The organism is Pauljensenia sp. 27098_8_83 (assembly GCF_041432695.1).
Taxonomy (GTDB): domain Bacteria; phylum Actinomycetota; class Actinomycetes; order Actinomycetales; family Actinomycetaceae; genus Pauljensenia.
On the sequence record NZ_JAPWAD010000018.1, the window covers coordinates 1 to 14486 of the forward strand.

Consider the following 14486-nt stretch of genomic DNA (forward strand, 5'->3'; position numbering starts at 1 on the left):
TTCCGCACGTAATTCCCTGGTGACCACACCTTGCAGCACCCAAGCAACCTCCGCCGAAGCCCATACCCACTCCCAGCAAGCAAAGATTCAACCAGAACGGGAAGATTCCACCTCATCGGGTAGATTCCACCCGATCAGAAAGGGTTGAATCTTGCCGATCGGGTGTCACACCACTGAGGAACAAGCTCCACCACGGTTCACGCATCAACTCCTACATCCGACACTGCACCCGTTACGGGACACTGCACCTCTTACGGGACGCTACACCCGATCAGAACGGGTGCACTGCCTACGTATCGGGTGTAGCACCGACATTTACAAGCACAACCGCGGACCAAACCACCACGCACGCCAACTTCAGCGCAACGACAGCAGACCCAGCACAACAAAACGATCACAGCGCCAGCACGCGTGGCAGACAATACCCCATGCCACGCCACTTCTCCGAACTACCCGATAGAGGGCTCAACTCCTTTCGAATCTAACGCCCCATCGGGCACAAGCGCAGACTCGGAAGCGCACCCCTGCTCACACGACCCCACACCATCAGGCAAGCAATACTGCAGATGCCAGCACCGACTAATCCCAGTCCACAACTGCCCGTAGTCGCGCACAGGAAACCACAGAAGATCGACTCTCCACGGCCGACCTAGACCTACCTGCAAGTAATGGACGAACCAACCGAAGCGTAGAAAGCTGCTCTCCATAATCATCCCGCTCTTTCACAGAATGATTCCAGAGCAATTCCAGTGGAGAATTCAAAAAAGAAATACATGCCATTGCAACAAGAACACCAATTAAAGCTAGTGTAAAACGGTTAGCCACAGAATCCAGAGTTGAGAGGAAACCAAACATCGTCAAAATTATAGAAAATACGACTCCCGATAGACTGCGAAGAATTTTACCAAAAGGAACAAGTAGCTTCTGCATGAACATAAGACAAACTATCTCAATAGTCATCAACACCCCGAGCACAAGTATTCCCGCTGAAAAACCATACCAACCTGTCGCACGAAAACTCGCATAGAAGAAATATGGAACAATGATCCATATTACCAGAATAATAATCCCCAAAGGTTTACGATCCGGCTTGAAATCGACTGTTGAAGCTTTTTCACCGAGCCAGGTTTCATTTGCGCGCCAGATATCCAGCGGACTCTTTCCAGTCTTCTCCGAAATAGCGTGAATAGCCCGTTCACATTCAGTCATCGATCGCAGCTGATCAGGCTTAAGACACTCTTCTTGAGGGAGATCGGTCATCTTGTGCATGCCCTTCTGCTGGAACCTAGATTCATCATGCAAACAGATCTATCACCTTTGACACACGCGCTGATGATACGACACGCTTATAGACACTCACACTTCCATAGCGCAAGGGTGAGATCACATATTGGCTAGATTAGAGTCATTACCACTTGCGCACACCTAGGCTACAGAGCTTTACAGACCTTACATGTAACGCTGCACTAACCCGCCGCAAGCAGCTCGAGCAGACATGCCCAATGCGACGATGAGCTACTTACAACGCGCGCACCGCACCTACAACAAACCCCCGCAGCCGTGAGGCTGCGGGGGTTTGTCATTCAGCTTGTTTCAGCGTTCAGCGGCCCTCGAGGTAGGTCTTCGCCGCGGCCAGGACCTGTTCCCACATGCCGATCGCATCCTCGTACGCCTGGCGGGCCTCGGCCTCGTCGTCGGAGACCGACGCCAGACCGGACTCCTCCACGTGGATGCCGACGCCGCCGCGCTCCTCGGACAGGGAGACCTCGACGCGGGTCGCGTACTCGTCCGGCAGTTCGTCGTCGGCCAGCGGATACCAGCGGAAGGCGACGACATCCATCGGATCCTCGTCGGCCTTCTCGATCAGCCAGTCACCGGCGTCCGGGTCGCTCACGCGATAGATACCGTCGTCCCCGAGGCTCACCTCGTGGTCACCCAGCGGGCCGTCGTTGACCCACCAGCCCGGCTCGGACACGAGCGCCCACGCGGCCTCAATGTCGCAGTCCACGACCACGTCGGTCTCGACGCGATCCAGGTCGTCCTCAACGTCGGCGTCAGAAGTCATGTCAAAGAAGCTCATACACCAACGGTACCGGGTCGGGCGCTCCCAGGCACGCAAATGGACACCGAAACGGGCGCCCATTTCCGCACGTCGGCAGGCACCGGAACAGACAAGGGATCAGACACGCGAGCACGTCGGCGCACACACGCACGAGGCATTGGAGCGCCGCGTCGCTCGCGCGCATACGACGAGGCCGTGGCCGCCCCGCGGGAAAGCGAGAGTCCGCCACGGCCTCATCGTGTCAAAGAGCCTCAGGCGAGACGCGTGATTCGGTAGCGCCAGTCCACGGGGCCAGCCTCGAGGGTCTCCACGCGGTAGTGCTGCTCGGAGTCCTGCAGGTGCGCGAACAGCGGCTCGGGCTGGTGGGGCGCGCAGATCTGGATGTTCTCGCCGACGGGCAGGTTATCGACCGCGGCGAAGAGGACCGCGTGGCGCACAACGCGGGGGATCGAGTGGATGACCAGCTCGTCCGCGCCGGGGCGGTGGATGACGCCGGCGCCGCCAGTGTGGACGTTGCCCGCAGAGGGGGCACCGTCACCGCAGCCGCAGCCGCCCGCGGTGGAGGCGATGGGCTCGGCGGCCATCTCGTGGGGACGCTCGGCGGGAGCGTCGTGTCCGCCGCAGCCGCAACCGGCGTGCTCGGCGGGGGCCTCGGGAACCTCGTGGCCGCCGCAACCGCAGCCCGCGTGCTCAGCGGGAGCCTCGGCAGCCTTAGCGGCATGGCCGTGGCCGTGGCCGCCGCAGCCGCAGCCACCCTGCTCGGGGGCCTGCACAGCGGGAGCCTGCTCGGCGCGCTCCTTCTTACCTTCGCCACCGCAGCCGCAACCGCAGCCGCCGTCCGTGGACGGGACGGTGTTGGCGTCGACCAGCTTGAACATCTGACGGTCAGTCATGTCTTTTCCTTATCCTTCGGCCCGACGGGCCATTTCAGCGAACCTTACCCAGTGTAGTCATGCCTCAGCCACGCCCGCGCGTTCACTTAATGAGGAACTCGGCCTCGACCTCGACGCTCACGTTGAGGGGCAGCGCGGCGACACCGACGGCGCTGCGCGCGTGCTGGCTGCCGAAGATCTCACCGAACAGCTCGGAGGCGCCGTTGATGACGCCGGCCTGCCCGTAGAAGTCGGGGCGCGAGGACACGAAGCCGACGACCTTCACGACTCCCGCGAGGTTGTCGATGCCGCCCGCGATGGAGGCAGCCGCGGCCAGGGCGTTGAGGGCACACACGCGCGCCGCGTCCTTGGCGTCCTCGGGGTCCGCGCCGTCCTCGCCGACCGCGCCGATGCACACGGGCTCGCCGTTCACGACGGGGATCTGGCCGGAGGTGCGCACGACGCCGCGGTCGATGACGGCCGGCACGTAGGCGGCGACGGGGGTGGCGACGGCGGGCAGTTCGAGGCCGAGCTCGGCGAGCTTCTCGGAGGGGAGCATGAGGGGTCCTTTCGTTGTCATCGACGAGGCCGGGGCCTCGTCCTCCGGTTCCAGTTTAGTTGCGCTGTTCCCGGGGGTGGTGAGCGAGGGTGCTGGCGTGAGATACCGGGTGGGGCCTCGGCGATAGAGACGTGATGGAGGCATGCGTGCGCCCCGCGTGTCGACAATCACGCGGGGCGCACTAGTGGGGAGCCTCAGCCCTGGGGTGCGGCCGGGGGCTGACCGCCCTGACCCGGACCGCCCATCGGGGGCTGACCGCCGGCCGGGGGCTGACCGCCCATCCCCATGCCGCCCTGGCCGGCGGTCGCCTCTGTGGCGGTGCCGTCGACGCTCACCGTGTAGGTGGAGCCGTTGGTCATGCCGGAGGTCGAGTAGATGACGTTACCGAAGGCCTTGAGCGAGGTGTAGGTGCCCAGAACCGAACCCGAGGCGTCGGTGATCGTCACCGTGGATCCGGCGGAGCCGGTCGCGGCGGCCGAAATCCAGCCCTGACCGTCGGTCGTGGTCGGCGTCTCCACCATCTCGTTGGTCGCGAAGGCGATGACCGTGCCACCCGTGATGCTCATGGCACCGTTGCTGTCCAGGGCTCCGTTCGCGCCGGACGCCGGGCCGTAGACGGTCGTCGTGCCGCCGCTGATGGTCAGCGAACCGTTGGAGTCGAGGCCGTCGCCGTTCGCGTTGACGGTCACGGTGCCACCGCTAATGGTGAGCTGTTCGCCCGTGTCCTCCATCGAGCTGCCGCCGTCAGCCATGCCACCGGGGCCCATCTGCTGGGTGGTCGCGGTGGCCGTCGAATCGGAGGACGTCGTGTTAGAGCTGGACTCGGCGGTGGCGGCCAGGCCGGCCTCGACCGTGATCGAGCCCGAGGCGTTGATGCCGTCGTCGCTCGAGGTCAGGTCAACCGTGCCGTCGGAGATCGTGATGAGGCCACCCTCGAGGGCCTCGTTCGACTGCGTGACGGTCACGGTTGCGCCGCCCAGGACGGCCGCGACCTCGGTGTGCACGCCATCGTCGCCGGAAGCGGCGGTGATCGTGCCGGAGCTCAGGCGCAGGGCGCCATTGGAGTGGATGGCGTCATCCCCGGCGTCGATGGTGGTCGAGCCGCCGTCGACGATGATGTAGGTCTGCGCCTTGATGCCCTTGGCCGAGCCCGTGGAGGGCTTGCCGGCCGAGGCGCCGCCGCCCGAGGTGATCGACAGGGTGCCGCCGGTGACGATCGCGTCCGTGTACGCGTCGATGCCGTCGCCGCCCGAGGTCAGGGTGACGGTGCCGTCCGCGATGTTGACGTAGCCCTTGGTGTCGTCGTTGTCCTGGTCGGACTTGAGCGCGTCGCCGCCGGAGTTCACGGTGACGGTGCCGCCGGCAACAGTCAGGGAGTCCTTGCCGCGCAGGCCGTCGTCCGAGGCGGTCGCGTTGATCGTGCCGCTCAGGACGTACAGGTCATCCTTGGAAGTGATCGCGTCCGACGCGCCGGAGGTCACGTTGAGCGTGCCCGAGCCGGTGATCGTCAGGTCCATGTCGGCGTAGATCGCGGCGTTCGCGTCCTCGGTCCCCGTGTAGGTGCCGTCGATGATCGTCGAGGTGCCCTCGAGGGACAGGACGAGGTCGTCACCGCTGGTCGCCTCGATCGCGGCACCCGCAGGCGAGGTGATGGTCGCGTTATCGAGGATCAGGACGACCTGGTCCTCAGCTCCCGCGGCCACGACAACCTTGCCGGTGAAGGAGCCGCTGAGCTTGTAGACGCCGGCCTTGGAGATGGTCAGCACGCCGTCACTCACGGACACCGCGTCGGACGAGGAGGTCGCGGTCGCGCCGCTGAGCGTCACGTCGACGGCGTCCGAAGCCTTCCAGTCACTGTCCTTCACGTGGGAGGCCTTCGCGTTCGAGGCCAGGGCGTCGGCCGCGGTGGGCGGCGCAGTCGTGTCGCCGTTGGTTCCGGAGGCCGCGACGGCAGCGGTCGCGCTCGTCGCGGTGGAGCCGGAGGAGGCCACGCCCGAGGCACCGCAGGCACCCAGCGCCAGCGCTCCGACGAGGGCGATCGCGCCAATCGTCCGAGCGGGGGTCCAAAGTTTCTGAAGGGCTTTCATGTGTATGTCTCTTTCGTGTGCTTAAGGCTTGTATTTCTTATGCTCAGCGCTTTCGTTTCGCGTGCTGTCGAAACCGCGGGCGCCGGTGTGGCAAAACCGGAGGGCCGGTGTGGCGTCGTCCGCCTGGTGTCCGCCTGCGCGTGGTGTCCATCTACTTGACGGCCACCTGCCCGGCGCCCGTCAGGCCGCCATCGCGAGGGGCGCCTCGCGGGTCAGCTCGGGGGCCTCGACATATTCGGGGAAGTAGCGGCGCAGCGTGCGACTCCACTTGTTCGCTGGCAGGTCGTGCATGGCGGCCATCGCGGTCCCGTACTTGGAGATTGTCGCGGGTCGCACGCCGCTCTCCCACAGCAGGTGGTCAACGACCGAGGGGGTCGCACCCGACTTCGTTTCGATGATGACCAGGTCAGGTCGAGCGACCTCGGTGCCATCCGTGCGCAGCGAGCGCCACGTCAGCTTCGTGTCCACCGTCGCGCGTCCCACGCCACCGGGCAGGAGCAGGGTGTTGCGCTCGTACGATCCGGCCAGGACCGGCTCGAGGGCTGGCACCAGGTGGCCGTACCCCGTCTTCTCGACCTTCCCGGCCACCCACGTGCGGCGCTCACCCGCGAGAGGAGCCCCGGCCTCGTCCCAAGAGATCGGCATACGCTTCTTAACGGTCACGCCGCGCGGGCCGCGGGTCTTGACCTCCAGGAAGGAAGCGCCGGACGAGAGGTAAGAGCGGGTGCGGACCTTGAAGCGGCGGCGGCGCTTGAGCGCGGTCAGCAGGTAGGAATCCATGTCGGGGGTGTCGTAGTAGGTGGACGCATAGCCCTGGGACACCTGGCCGTCGACCCTCAGGACCTTCGTTTCCTCGGGGAGGCAGCTCAAAATCGCCGAGGCCGTGGCCGCGTCCAGCGCGTACTTGCGGTCCACTCGGGTCAGCATCGCCGCGCGCTTATTCAGTTCATCAAGGCCGATCGCGTCGAGGTCGGCGAGAATCGAGTTCAGGGTGGCGTTCATGAGTCGTTTCCTTGGTAGTGGCGGTCTGCGGGGTGGCGGTCGTGTCGGAGTCTGCTGGCGGGTCAGGCGACCTTCGAGCGAACGTCCACGAGCGTCAGGTCGTTCACGAGGTCGAGCTTGACGACATTCACCGAGGCGACGGACGCGCCCAGGCGCTGCTCGAGGGCCGCCTTCAGCTCGGCCGGGTCGGCGATCGCGCGGTCCAGCTGGACGGTCTGCGACGTGTAGCGGCCGAAAATCAGCTTCGAGTCGCCGAAGGCCAGGGCCACCAGGATCAGCGCAATGAGGCCGCCCAGCAGCGGGGTCACCGCCGAAGACATGCCCGTCAGCAGGCCGAGCGCCAGCGATGCGAAGTAGTAGGCGATTTCCGTCTGCGAGATCTGATCCGAACGCAGTCGGATGATCGAGAGAACACCAAAGAGGCCGAGGCCCAGGCCCGCGCTCACGGTCGAGTTCGCGAGGATGATCGTGACGGCGAGGACGCCGACATTCACTCCCAGGAACGCTGCGACCAGGTCAGCGCGGCGGTGCCGTGGGAAGTACAGGCCGAACACGAGGGCGGCCATGGCAACCAAGTCAATGGCGATCAGAATCAGGGCGGTCATTGGTGTCTCCTTTTGTCGATGCACCTATTTCCCCACGCGACCCTATGAAGAACCTATGAAGCTCTCATATTTCTCATATGACTTTGTGGAGTGTTGCTGTGAAGCTGTGAATGCTTGTGTTTGCGCGGGCCGTTTTCGTTGGGCCGGGCTGCTTGATGCGCCCGTGGGCGGTGGCCCGCCCGCGAGCCCCGGCCCCACCCAATTTCGCATGCAATTCCCTCACGACTATTTCAAACTTTGAATTCAGATCGTTGGAATTGCAACGTTTTTAGACTTTGTTGAAACTTCTCCCAGTCGAATTGCATGCGAGTTTTCTGGAGGCAACGCCGTGCTACCACCCACGGGCACCGCAGCCAGGCCCACCACACCGCAGCCTGTTCCCATAAGCGGGAAAAAATTCTCCCAGCACGCTCAAAACACCCAAAAATCGGCATTTTTTCATCAGCAGGGGGAATTTTGTCACGGTCCAACCTATGCATCACCCCTCCAGACCACTACGCCCACAGCCCAAACCTTGCGTGGCGCGCCCCGTGACAACAACGCCGGTGGCACACTGGCCACATGACTGACGCCCCCACTCCCGAAGCCCGGACAAATGAGCCGGCCCAGACCTCGTCCCTCCCATCCCTGGCAATCACCGGCGCGTCCGGGAACGTCGGAGGCACCACCGCCCGACTCCTGTCGGAGCGCGGCCTGCCCCTGCGCCTGCTCGCGAACACGCCGTCGCGCGCGCCCAAGCTGCCGGGCGCCGTCGCGGTGAAGTGCTCGTACGAGGACACACTCACGACGCGCGTCGCGCTGGAAGGCGTTGACGTCCTCTTCATGGTGTCCGCGCCCGAGAGCGAGGACCGCCTGGCCAAGCACATCGCTTTCGTCGACGCAGCCGCGGCTTCCGGGGTGCGCCACATCGTGTACTTGTCGTTCATGAACGCGGCGCCCGATGCGACGTTTACACTGGCGCGCACGCACTTCCACACGGAGGAGCGCATCAAGGCGTCGGGCATGACGTACACGTTCTTGCGCGATAACTTCTACGCGGACTTTTTCGTGGAGTTGCCGGACGAGGAGGGCCGCATCCTCGGGTCCGCGGGCGACGGGCGCGTCGGCGTGGTCGCGCGCGAGGATGCGGGGCGCGTGGCCGCGGGGGTCCTGGCGGATCCGGCGCGTTACGAGAATCAGACCCTCGACGTGACGGGCCCCGAGGCCCTCACCCTCGACGAGATCGCCGCAATCCTCACCCGCGTGCAGGGTCGGCCCGTCACCTACGTGCGCGAAACCATCGAGGAGGCGTACGAGTCGCGCAAGAAGTGGCCGGCCGCCCAGTGGGAGTACGACTCGTGGGTGTCGACCTACACGTCGATCGCGCGCGGCGAGATGAACGTCGTCTCCACAACCGTGCGCGACGTGACGGGCCGCGACCCGCTCACCTTCGAGGAGGTCGCCCGCGCGGCGCTCGCGTCGCGCCGCTGACTGTCGCGGGTTTTGGCTTTGTTGCCCCGGTTTCGCTTCTCTTCTCAGGGACGAGGCCGGGGTTGCCTCATGCGCTCATGCTTGCCGCCTACGCGGTGGCCCTGATAGCGTCGGAGCAGTCAGACAGTAAGGAGATGCCATGAAATCCAAGAAACGCATCCTCGTGACGCTAATCGTCGCGATCCTGGTCGGCATCGCTATCTTCCCGATGCTGCCCCTTGAATACCGCGACCGCATCATCGCGGTGCTCACCCACCCGCTGTACTACCTGGGCCTGAGTAACTGGTAGGACGAGGCCTGGTCCAGATCCATAGGCATGGGGGTGGGGTTCCCAACCGGGAACCCCACCCCCCACTGACTAAGCCCGCAGCCTCAGAGATTCTCGACGACCGCAGCGCGGGGGCCGCGCTCGCCGGTGGAGGCGTCGCGCCAGGCCTCGAGAGCCCGCAGGAACGCGGTGGCGCCGGGGTCCTGGAGGCCGATCGACCGGTCCTGCAGCCACGAGGCGCGGCCACGCTGCGACTGAAGGTCGCGCGTGGCGACCACGGCCTCGCCGGCGTCCACGATGGCACTATCGAGGGCCGCCGCCGCGAGCGCGCTGTCGTGAGCGACCGCGGGGTTGGCCTCGATGCTCCGGGCGAGAGAATCGACGGCGGGAATCATCGCGTCGAGGATGGTCTTGTCGCCCACCTGGCTCTTGCCGCGGTGGGAGATGGAGGTTGCCGCCGCGCGGATGAAGGCCTCGGCCTCGACGGCCGTGATGTCCTCGCAGCCGACCCACACCTTCGATCCGGCGAGGAGGCCGCCGGCGACCAGCGCCGCCATCGTTGACGGGTTGGCGTTGGCGAATGCCTTCGCGCAGGCGCGCGCCACGTCGGAGGGGGCGGGTTCGGGCTCGGTCGGCATGGCCTTGAGCGCTTCGATGACCGCGCGGGCCCCCGCGGAGATCGTGATGCCGAGGTCGCCGTCGCCGAGGACCTGGTCGAGGTCACGCAGTTCGTCCGATGATTCGATGAGCAGCGTCATCGAGTCCTGAATGCGCTGGATGAGTTCGGGTGAACGCATTGTCATGCCTCCCTGAAGAACGGGGACTGGGCGGGGGCGTCGAGGAGCTCGAGGAGCTCGTCGTCGACCTTGAGCAGTGAGATCGAGGCGCCGGCCATTTCGAGGGACGTCGCGTATTCGCCGATGTAGCGGCGTTCGATGACGACTCCGATGTCCGCGAGCCTCTGGTGGGTGCGGCGGTAGAGCAGGTAGAGCTCTTCGAGGGGCGTGGCGCCGAGGCCGTTGACGAGGACGGCGACGCGGTCACCTTCGCCCAGGCCGAGGTCGGGGATAACGGAGTCGAGGATCTGGTCCGCGATCTCGTCGGCGGTTCCGAGGGGGCCGCGGTGGATGCCGGGTTCGCCGTGGATGCCGATGCCGATTTCCATTTCGCCTTCGGGCAGGTCGAAGGAGGCGGCACCCGTGGTCGGGAGGATCGTCGGGGACAGGCCGACGCCCATGGTGGCCGTGTTATCGACGACCTTCTGGGCGACGGCGGCGACCTCGTCAAGGCTGTCGCCGCGCTCGGCGGCAGCGCCCGCGGCCTTGTAGGCGAAGAAGATGCCAGCCACGCCGCGGCGGTCCTTGGCGCGTTCCTTGGGCTGGGAGGCCACGTCGTCGCAGCCGAGGACGGTGCGCGTCTCAATGCCGTCGAGTTCGAGGAGGTCGACGGCCAGGTCGAAGTTGAAGACGTCACCGCCGTAGTTGCCGTAGAGGAAGAGCACGCCCGCTCCCCCGTCGACGGCCTTGGCGGCGTCAGCGCACTGCTGGACCGACGGGGAGGAGAACACGTTACCGATGGCGACGCCGGAGCACAGCCCCTTGCCGACGTAGCCCTTGAAGAGGGGGAGGTGACCGGAGCCGCCGCCGGTGACGATGCCGACGCGGCCGGGTGCGGGGCTGTCAGCGCGGACGAGGACACGCCTGTCGTCTCCGGGGGTGCGGACCTGATCGGGGTGCGCCAGGAGAATGCCCTCAACCATCTCATCGACGAACTGGTCGGGGTTGTTAATGATCTTCTTCATGATCATTTCCTTTCTGTTGCGCCGCTATTGAGGGCGGCTGCTGGTTGTGGGCGCCTGAACGTTGACGTCAGGCGTGTTCGAACGTCTTTCCAGTCGACGCAGTCGAGGACGAGGACGCCGATGAGGATGACGCCCTGGGCGATCGCGTACTGGAAGGCAGACAGGCGCATGGAGGTGAAGCCACTTTGGACGACCTGGAGGGTGAGGGCCGCCAGGAATACGCCGCCGACGGTGGCGAAACCGCCGTTCGGGTTGGTTCCGCCGAGGACGGCGATGACGATGACGAGCAGCACGTAGGAGGCGCCGTAGTCCGCCGAGGCCGTGGGGTTTCGTGCGATGAACACGATGCCCGTGAGGGAGCCGAGGAATCCGGTGAGCAGGTAGGAGCTCAGCAGGATTCGGGAGGAACGAATTCCGGAGAATCGGGCGGCTGTCCCGTTGGATCCTTCGAGGGAGAGGGACAGTCCCAGCGGGGAGCGGTTGAGGATGAATCCGACGAGGAGGGCGACGAGTCCGAAGACGATGAAGAGGAGGGGAACTCCCGCAACTGCGGTCTTTCCGAACGCCGTCAGCGCTGCCGGGGATCCGTAGAGGGTTTTGCCGCCCGTCCACACGACGGCGAGGCCGTTGAAGATCTGCATGGTGCCGAGCGTGGCGAGGATCGGGGTGACGCCGACGTAGGCGATGAGCACGCCGTTGACGAGGCCACACACGAGGCCAACCCCCAGCCCGATGAGGATGATGACCGGTCCCCACTGTTCGGTTCCACCCAGCGCGCTCGAGGTGTACAGAGTCGACACGGTGATCGCGCAGAGGTTCGCGATGGCAACGAGCGACAGGTCGATGCCGCCGGTGACCATCGAGATCATCATGGCGATGGAGAGGATGCCGATTTCTGCGACGGCGAGCAGCATGTTCTGCAGGTTCAGGCCCGTGAGGAACACGCTCGGGGAGAGGATCGAGAAGATTCCGATGGCCACGAGGAGGATGACGACCATGCGGGCGATCGACCGGTCGCGGCGCAGCCGGGAGAGGATCGAGGCGCTGAATCGGTCAATCCGGGAGTTTGTGTCGCGGAGTGTGTTGTTCATAGGACTCATCCTTCGACGGCTTGGGGGACGGCGTTGCTGTGGTCGACCTGGGCGCTCTTGGCGCGCATCGTTCGCGCGCTGCGCTTTGCGGCGAGCGCTTGGATGCCGACACCGGCGACGAGGAGCAGGCCGACGGCGGCACGCTGCCAGGCGCTGGGGACGCCGATGAGGATCAGCGAGTTGTTAATGAGCTGGACGAGCAGCACACCGAGGATCGTTCCGCGCACCGACCCACGTCCGCCGAAGATCGACGCGCCTCCGAGGACGACGGCGGCGATGATGTCGAGTTCGTGGCCGACGAGTTCCTGGGGGTTGGCGGACCTGCCGAGGATCATGTAGACCATGCCGGCGGTTGCGGCGAGGGTTCCGGCGATGACGTACACCCAGATTTGGGTGCGTTTGACGTTGATGCCGGCTCGGTGGGCGGATTCGGTGTCGCCGCCGATCGCGTAGATTGCGCGCCCGAACATGGTCCGGCTGAGCACCAGCGCGATGACGATCGCGAGGATGATGGCCGGGATGATCATGGAGTGCAGCAGCGCGACGCCCGTCGATGTTTCGACGGAAACGATGTTTGCGGTCGAGGCCGACGCCATGCCCTCGGGCAGCTGGGCGATGTACTTCGAGCCGATGTACGCCAGGAGGAAGCCTTGGAAGATTCCCTGGGTGCCGAGCGTCACGATGAGGGTCGGGAGCTTGAACCTGGAGATCAGGTAGCCGTTGAGCAGGCCGAGGAGCGCTCCGATGGCCAGCGCCATCGCGAAGGATCCGACGAGGCCGATGTTGATTCCTCGGCTCAGCTGGAACACGATCGTGGCGTAGGAGGCGAACGAGGCGATGGCCGCGAAGGAGACGTCGATGCCGCCGGAGATGATGACGAGGAGGACGCCCAGCGCGTAGATCATCGGGACGATGGAGGAACGCAGGAGGGAGAAGAGCGTCGAGACCGTGAAGAACGCGGGGCTGATCGCGGACATGATGATGGTCAGGAGGACCAGGACGGACAGGACTATTCCTTCACGGTTGGGTCCCCAGATCCAGCGCAGGATGCGCCGCGCGACGGTATTCATGTTCATGACACAACCATCTTTCTAATCGTTCGAGCATCGACGTCCTCGCCGGCCAGTTCGGCGGCGATGTGGCCGCCCTTGGTGATGAGCACTCGATGGCAGCAGGAGACGAGTTCCGGCGCGTCGTCGGAGATGATGACGATGGCCATGCCGGCTTCCGCTTGTTCGCGCAGAATGTCGAGGATCTCGGCTTTGGAACCGACGTCGACGCCGACCGTGGGCCCGTTGAGAATGAGGACCTTGGGGTTGCGCGCGAGCCACTTCGCGAGGACGACGCGCTGGGCGTTGCCGCCGGACAGGGATCGCACGGGGGCGAGGACGTCGGGGGCTTTGATGCGCAGGGACTCGAAGTAGTGGGCGATGGTTTGGCGGATCTTGTCTTTGCGCAGCGTGTTGAGTTTCGAGGTGTGGTGGTCGATGGACGCGGCGATGACATTGTCGGCGATCGACTTGTCGAGGAAGAGGCCCTCGGTGAGTCGGTCTTCGGGGACATATCCGATGTGGGCCTTGATGGCCTGTCCGATGGAGCCCACCTCGACGTGTTCGCCGTCGATGTAGACGCGTCCGGAGTCGATGGGCAGGAGGCCGAAGAGGGCCTGGGCGATTTCGGTACGTCCGGATCCGAGGAGTCCGGTGATGCCGAGGATTTCGCCCTTCTTTACGGAGAAGCTGACGTCCTCGAATCCTCCCTGGGAGGTGAGGGATTCGACGCGCAGGCGTTCCTCGGCGTCCTGGGCAAGGGGCGGGACGCGTCGGCTCTGGTCGAGTTCCTTGCCGGTCATGTAGTGGGTGATCTTCTCACGGTCGAGGTCTTCGACCGGCGAATCGATGACGTTGCGTCCCGAGCGCATGATGGTGACGCGCTGCGAAATCGCCATGACCTCGTCGAGCTTGTGCGATACGAAGATGAGGGCAACGCCCTGCGCGCTCAGCTTCTCGACGACCATGAATAGGCGTGCGACCTCACGCTGGGTGAGGGCGGTCGTCGGCTCGTCCATGATGAGGAGCTTCGCGTTTCCGGCCAGGGCGCGGCAGATGGCGGTGAGCTGCTTGTCCGCGACGGAGAGCTGTTCGACGTCGGCGTCGAGCGGGAGCGGGACGCCGAGGCGCTCGACGATCTGCGCGGCCTGCTTCTTTGCGTTCGTCGCGCTGAAGAACTTCTTCTTTTCTGTCACCGACGAGGTCATCATGATGTTCTCGGCAACCGTCAGGTTCGAGAACAGGCTGAAGTCCTGGTAGATGACCTGGATGCCGGCGTCCATGGCGCTCAGCGGCGTCAGCGAGGAGACGGTGTGGCCGTCGATGAGGATGTGTCCCGCGTCGGGCGCGTGCACTCCGGAGATGACTTTGATGAGAGTGGACTTTCCGCAGCCATTCTCGCCGGCCAGGCACAGCACTTCTCCCGGCCAGACGGCCATGTTGACGCCATCCAGGGCGCGAACACCGCCGAAGTTTTTGACGATATCCCGAACCTCTAGAAAGGGGTTCTGCTGCACGCTGACGCCTTCTCCGTGGGGGCGCGGTGCTTCATCCACATTGCTGCGCATGTGCTCTCCTTCGAGTGTCTTGTCGACTGCGCTGTCGTGGGACGCCTGCCCC

14 protein-coding genes are annotated in these 14486 nt (G+C 64.8%); 2 read left to right on the forward strand and 12 right to left on the reverse strand.

Features of this window, described 5'->3' with window-relative positions:
• Positions 1-579: 579 nt before the first annotated feature.
• From O3656_RS07375 to O3656_RS07405, 7 genes are all read right to left on the reverse strand, one after another.
• On the reverse strand, positions 580-1269 hold the full coding sequence (locus O3656_RS07375; RefSeq protein WP_016460629.1) for an aromatic acid exporter family protein: 690 nt from the start codon (positions 1267-1269) through the stop codon (positions 580-582).
• Positions 1270-1600: 331 nt separating this feature from the next.
• Positions 1601-2080, reverse strand: coding sequence for an SRPBCC family protein (locus O3656_RS07380; RefSeq protein ID WP_500063327.1), 480 nt, complete (start codon positions 2078-2080; stop codon positions 1601-1603).
• Between the two features lie 233 nt (positions 2081-2313).
• Entirely contained in the window at positions 2314-2955 is a 642-nt protein-coding gene (locus tag O3656_RS07385) for a DUF2249 domain-containing protein (protein WP_500063328.1), read from the reverse strand.
• A gap of 82 nt (positions 2956-3037) precedes the next feature.
• Positions 3038-3493 carry a RidA family protein gene (locus O3656_RS07390; RefSeq protein WP_371536139.1) on the reverse strand — a complete coding sequence of 152 codons (456 nt, stop codon included), beginning with the start codon at positions 3491-3493 and terminating at the stop codon, positions 3038-3040.
• A gap of 194 nt (positions 3494-3687) precedes the next feature.
• Complete coding sequence (locus O3656_RS07395; protein ID WP_500063329.1) at positions 3688-5580, reverse strand: carbohydrate-binding domain-containing protein; 1893 nt, start codon at positions 5578-5580, stop codon at positions 3688-3690.
• A gap of 180 nt (positions 5581-5760) precedes the next feature.
• Complete coding sequence (locus O3656_RS07400; protein ID WP_500063330.1) at positions 5761-6582, reverse strand: polyphosphate polymerase domain-containing protein; 822 nt, start codon at positions 6580-6582, stop codon at positions 5761-5763.
• Positions 6583-6644: 62 nt separating this feature from the next.
• Positions 6645-7187, reverse strand: a complete 543-nt coding sequence (locus tag O3656_RS07405) for a DUF4956 domain-containing protein (protein ID WP_009647729.1) — start codon at positions 7185-7187, stop codon at positions 6645-6647.
• Positions 7188-7748: 561 nt separating this feature from the next.
• Here O3656_RS07405 and O3656_RS07410 point away from each other — a divergent pair.
• Positions 7749-8657, forward strand: coding sequence for an SDR family oxidoreductase (locus O3656_RS07410; RefSeq protein ID WP_500063331.1), 909 nt, complete (start codon positions 7749-7751; stop codon positions 8655-8657).
• A gap of 139 nt (positions 8658-8796) precedes the next feature.
• The gene (locus O3656_RS07415) at positions 8797-8946 is read left to right on the forward strand and encodes a hypothetical protein (protein ID WP_500063332.1); all 150 of its coding nucleotides are present in this window, start codon (positions 8797-8799) and stop codon (positions 8944-8946) included.
• An 83-nt stretch (positions 8947-9029) separates the two neighbouring features.
• Here the strand turns inward: O3656_RS07415 and O3656_RS07420 are convergent, their stop codons facing one another.
• The 5 genes from O3656_RS07420 to O3656_RS07440 are packed head-to-tail and all read right to left on the reverse strand — an operon-like array spanning position 9030 to position 14434.
• A complete protein-coding gene (locus tag O3656_RS07420; RefSeq protein WP_500063333.1) occupies positions 9030-9728 on the reverse strand; it encodes a DAK2 domain-containing protein in 699 nt (232 codons plus the stop codon).
• Positions 9725-10726: a dihydroxyacetone kinase subunit DhaK gene (locus O3656_RS07425; RefSeq protein ID WP_500063334.1), complete on the reverse strand. Its 1002-nt coding sequence runs from the start codon at positions 10724-10726 to the stop codon at positions 9725-9727. The genes O3656_RS07420 and O3656_RS07425 overlap by 4 nt, the downstream gene beginning before the upstream one ends.
• 2 nt (positions 10727-10728) lie before the next feature.
• Entirely contained in the window at positions 10729-11817 is a 1089-nt protein-coding gene (locus tag O3656_RS07430; protein ID WP_286128453.1) for an ABC transporter permease, read from the reverse strand.
• A gap of 5 nt (positions 11818-11822) precedes the next feature.
• Complete coding sequence (locus O3656_RS07435; RefSeq protein WP_500063335.1) at positions 11823-12893, reverse strand: ABC transporter permease; 1071 nt, start codon at positions 12891-12893, stop codon at positions 11823-11825.
• Positions 12890-14434, reverse strand: coding sequence for a sugar ABC transporter ATP-binding protein (locus O3656_RS07440; RefSeq protein ID WP_500063336.1), 1545 nt, complete (start codon positions 14432-14434; stop codon positions 12890-12892). Before O3656_RS07440 ends, O3656_RS07435 begins: the two co-directional genes overlap by 4 nt.
• Between the last annotated feature and the right edge of the window lie 52 nt (positions 14435-14486).

Bases quoted from the DNA above. Each gene is read 5' to 3' on its own strand.
- O3656_RS07375 (WP_016460629.1), bottom strand. From the start codon at position 1,269: ATGCACAAGATGACCGATCTCCCTCAAGAAGAGTGTCTTAAGCCTGAT.
- O3656_RS07380 (WP_500063327.1), bottom strand. From the start codon at position 2,080: ATGAGCTTCTTTGACATGACTTCTGACGCCGACGTTGAGGACGACCTG.
- O3656_RS07385 (WP_500063328.1), bottom strand. From the start codon at position 2,955: ATGACTGACCGTCAGATGTTCAAGCTGGTCGACGCCAACACCGTCCCG.
- O3656_RS07390 (WP_371536139.1), bottom strand. From the start codon at position 3,493: ATGCTCCCCTCCGAGAAGCTCGCCGAGCTCGGCCTCGAACTGCCCGCC.
- O3656_RS07395 (WP_500063329.1), bottom strand. From the start codon at position 5,580: ATGAAAGCCCTTCAGAAACTTTGGACCCCCGCTCGGACGATTGGCGCG.
- O3656_RS07400 (WP_500063330.1), bottom strand. From the start codon at position 6,582: ATGAACGCCACCCTGAACTCGATTCTCGCCGACCTCGACGCGATCGGC.
- O3656_RS07405 (WP_009647729.1), bottom strand. From the start codon at position 7,187: ATGACCGCCCTGATTCTGATCGCCATTGACTTGGTTGCCATGGCCGCC.
- O3656_RS07410 (WP_500063331.1), top strand. From the start codon at position 7,749: ATGACTGACGCCCCCACTCCCGAAGCCCGGACAAATGAGCCGGCCCAG.
- O3656_RS07415 (WP_500063332.1), top strand. From the start codon at position 8,797: ATGAAATCCAAGAAACGCATCCTCGTGACGCTAATCGTCGCGATCCTG.
- O3656_RS07420 (WP_500063333.1), bottom strand. From the start codon at position 9,728: ATGACAATGCGTTCACCCGAACTCATCCAGCGCATTCAGGACTCGATG.
- O3656_RS07425 (WP_500063334.1), bottom strand. From the start codon at position 10,726: ATGAAGAAGATCATTAACAACCCCGACCAGTTCGTCGATGAGATGGTT.
- O3656_RS07430 (WP_286128453.1), bottom strand. From the start codon at position 11,817: ATGAACAACACACTCCGCGACACAAACTCCCGGATTGACCGATTCAGC.
- O3656_RS07435 (WP_500063335.1), bottom strand. From the start codon at position 12,893: ATGAACATGAATACCGTCGCGCGGCGCATCCTGCGCTGGATCTGGGGA.
- O3656_RS07440 (WP_500063336.1), bottom strand. From the start codon at position 14,434: ATGCGCAGCAATGTGGATGAAGCACCGCGCCCCCACGGAGAAGGCGTC.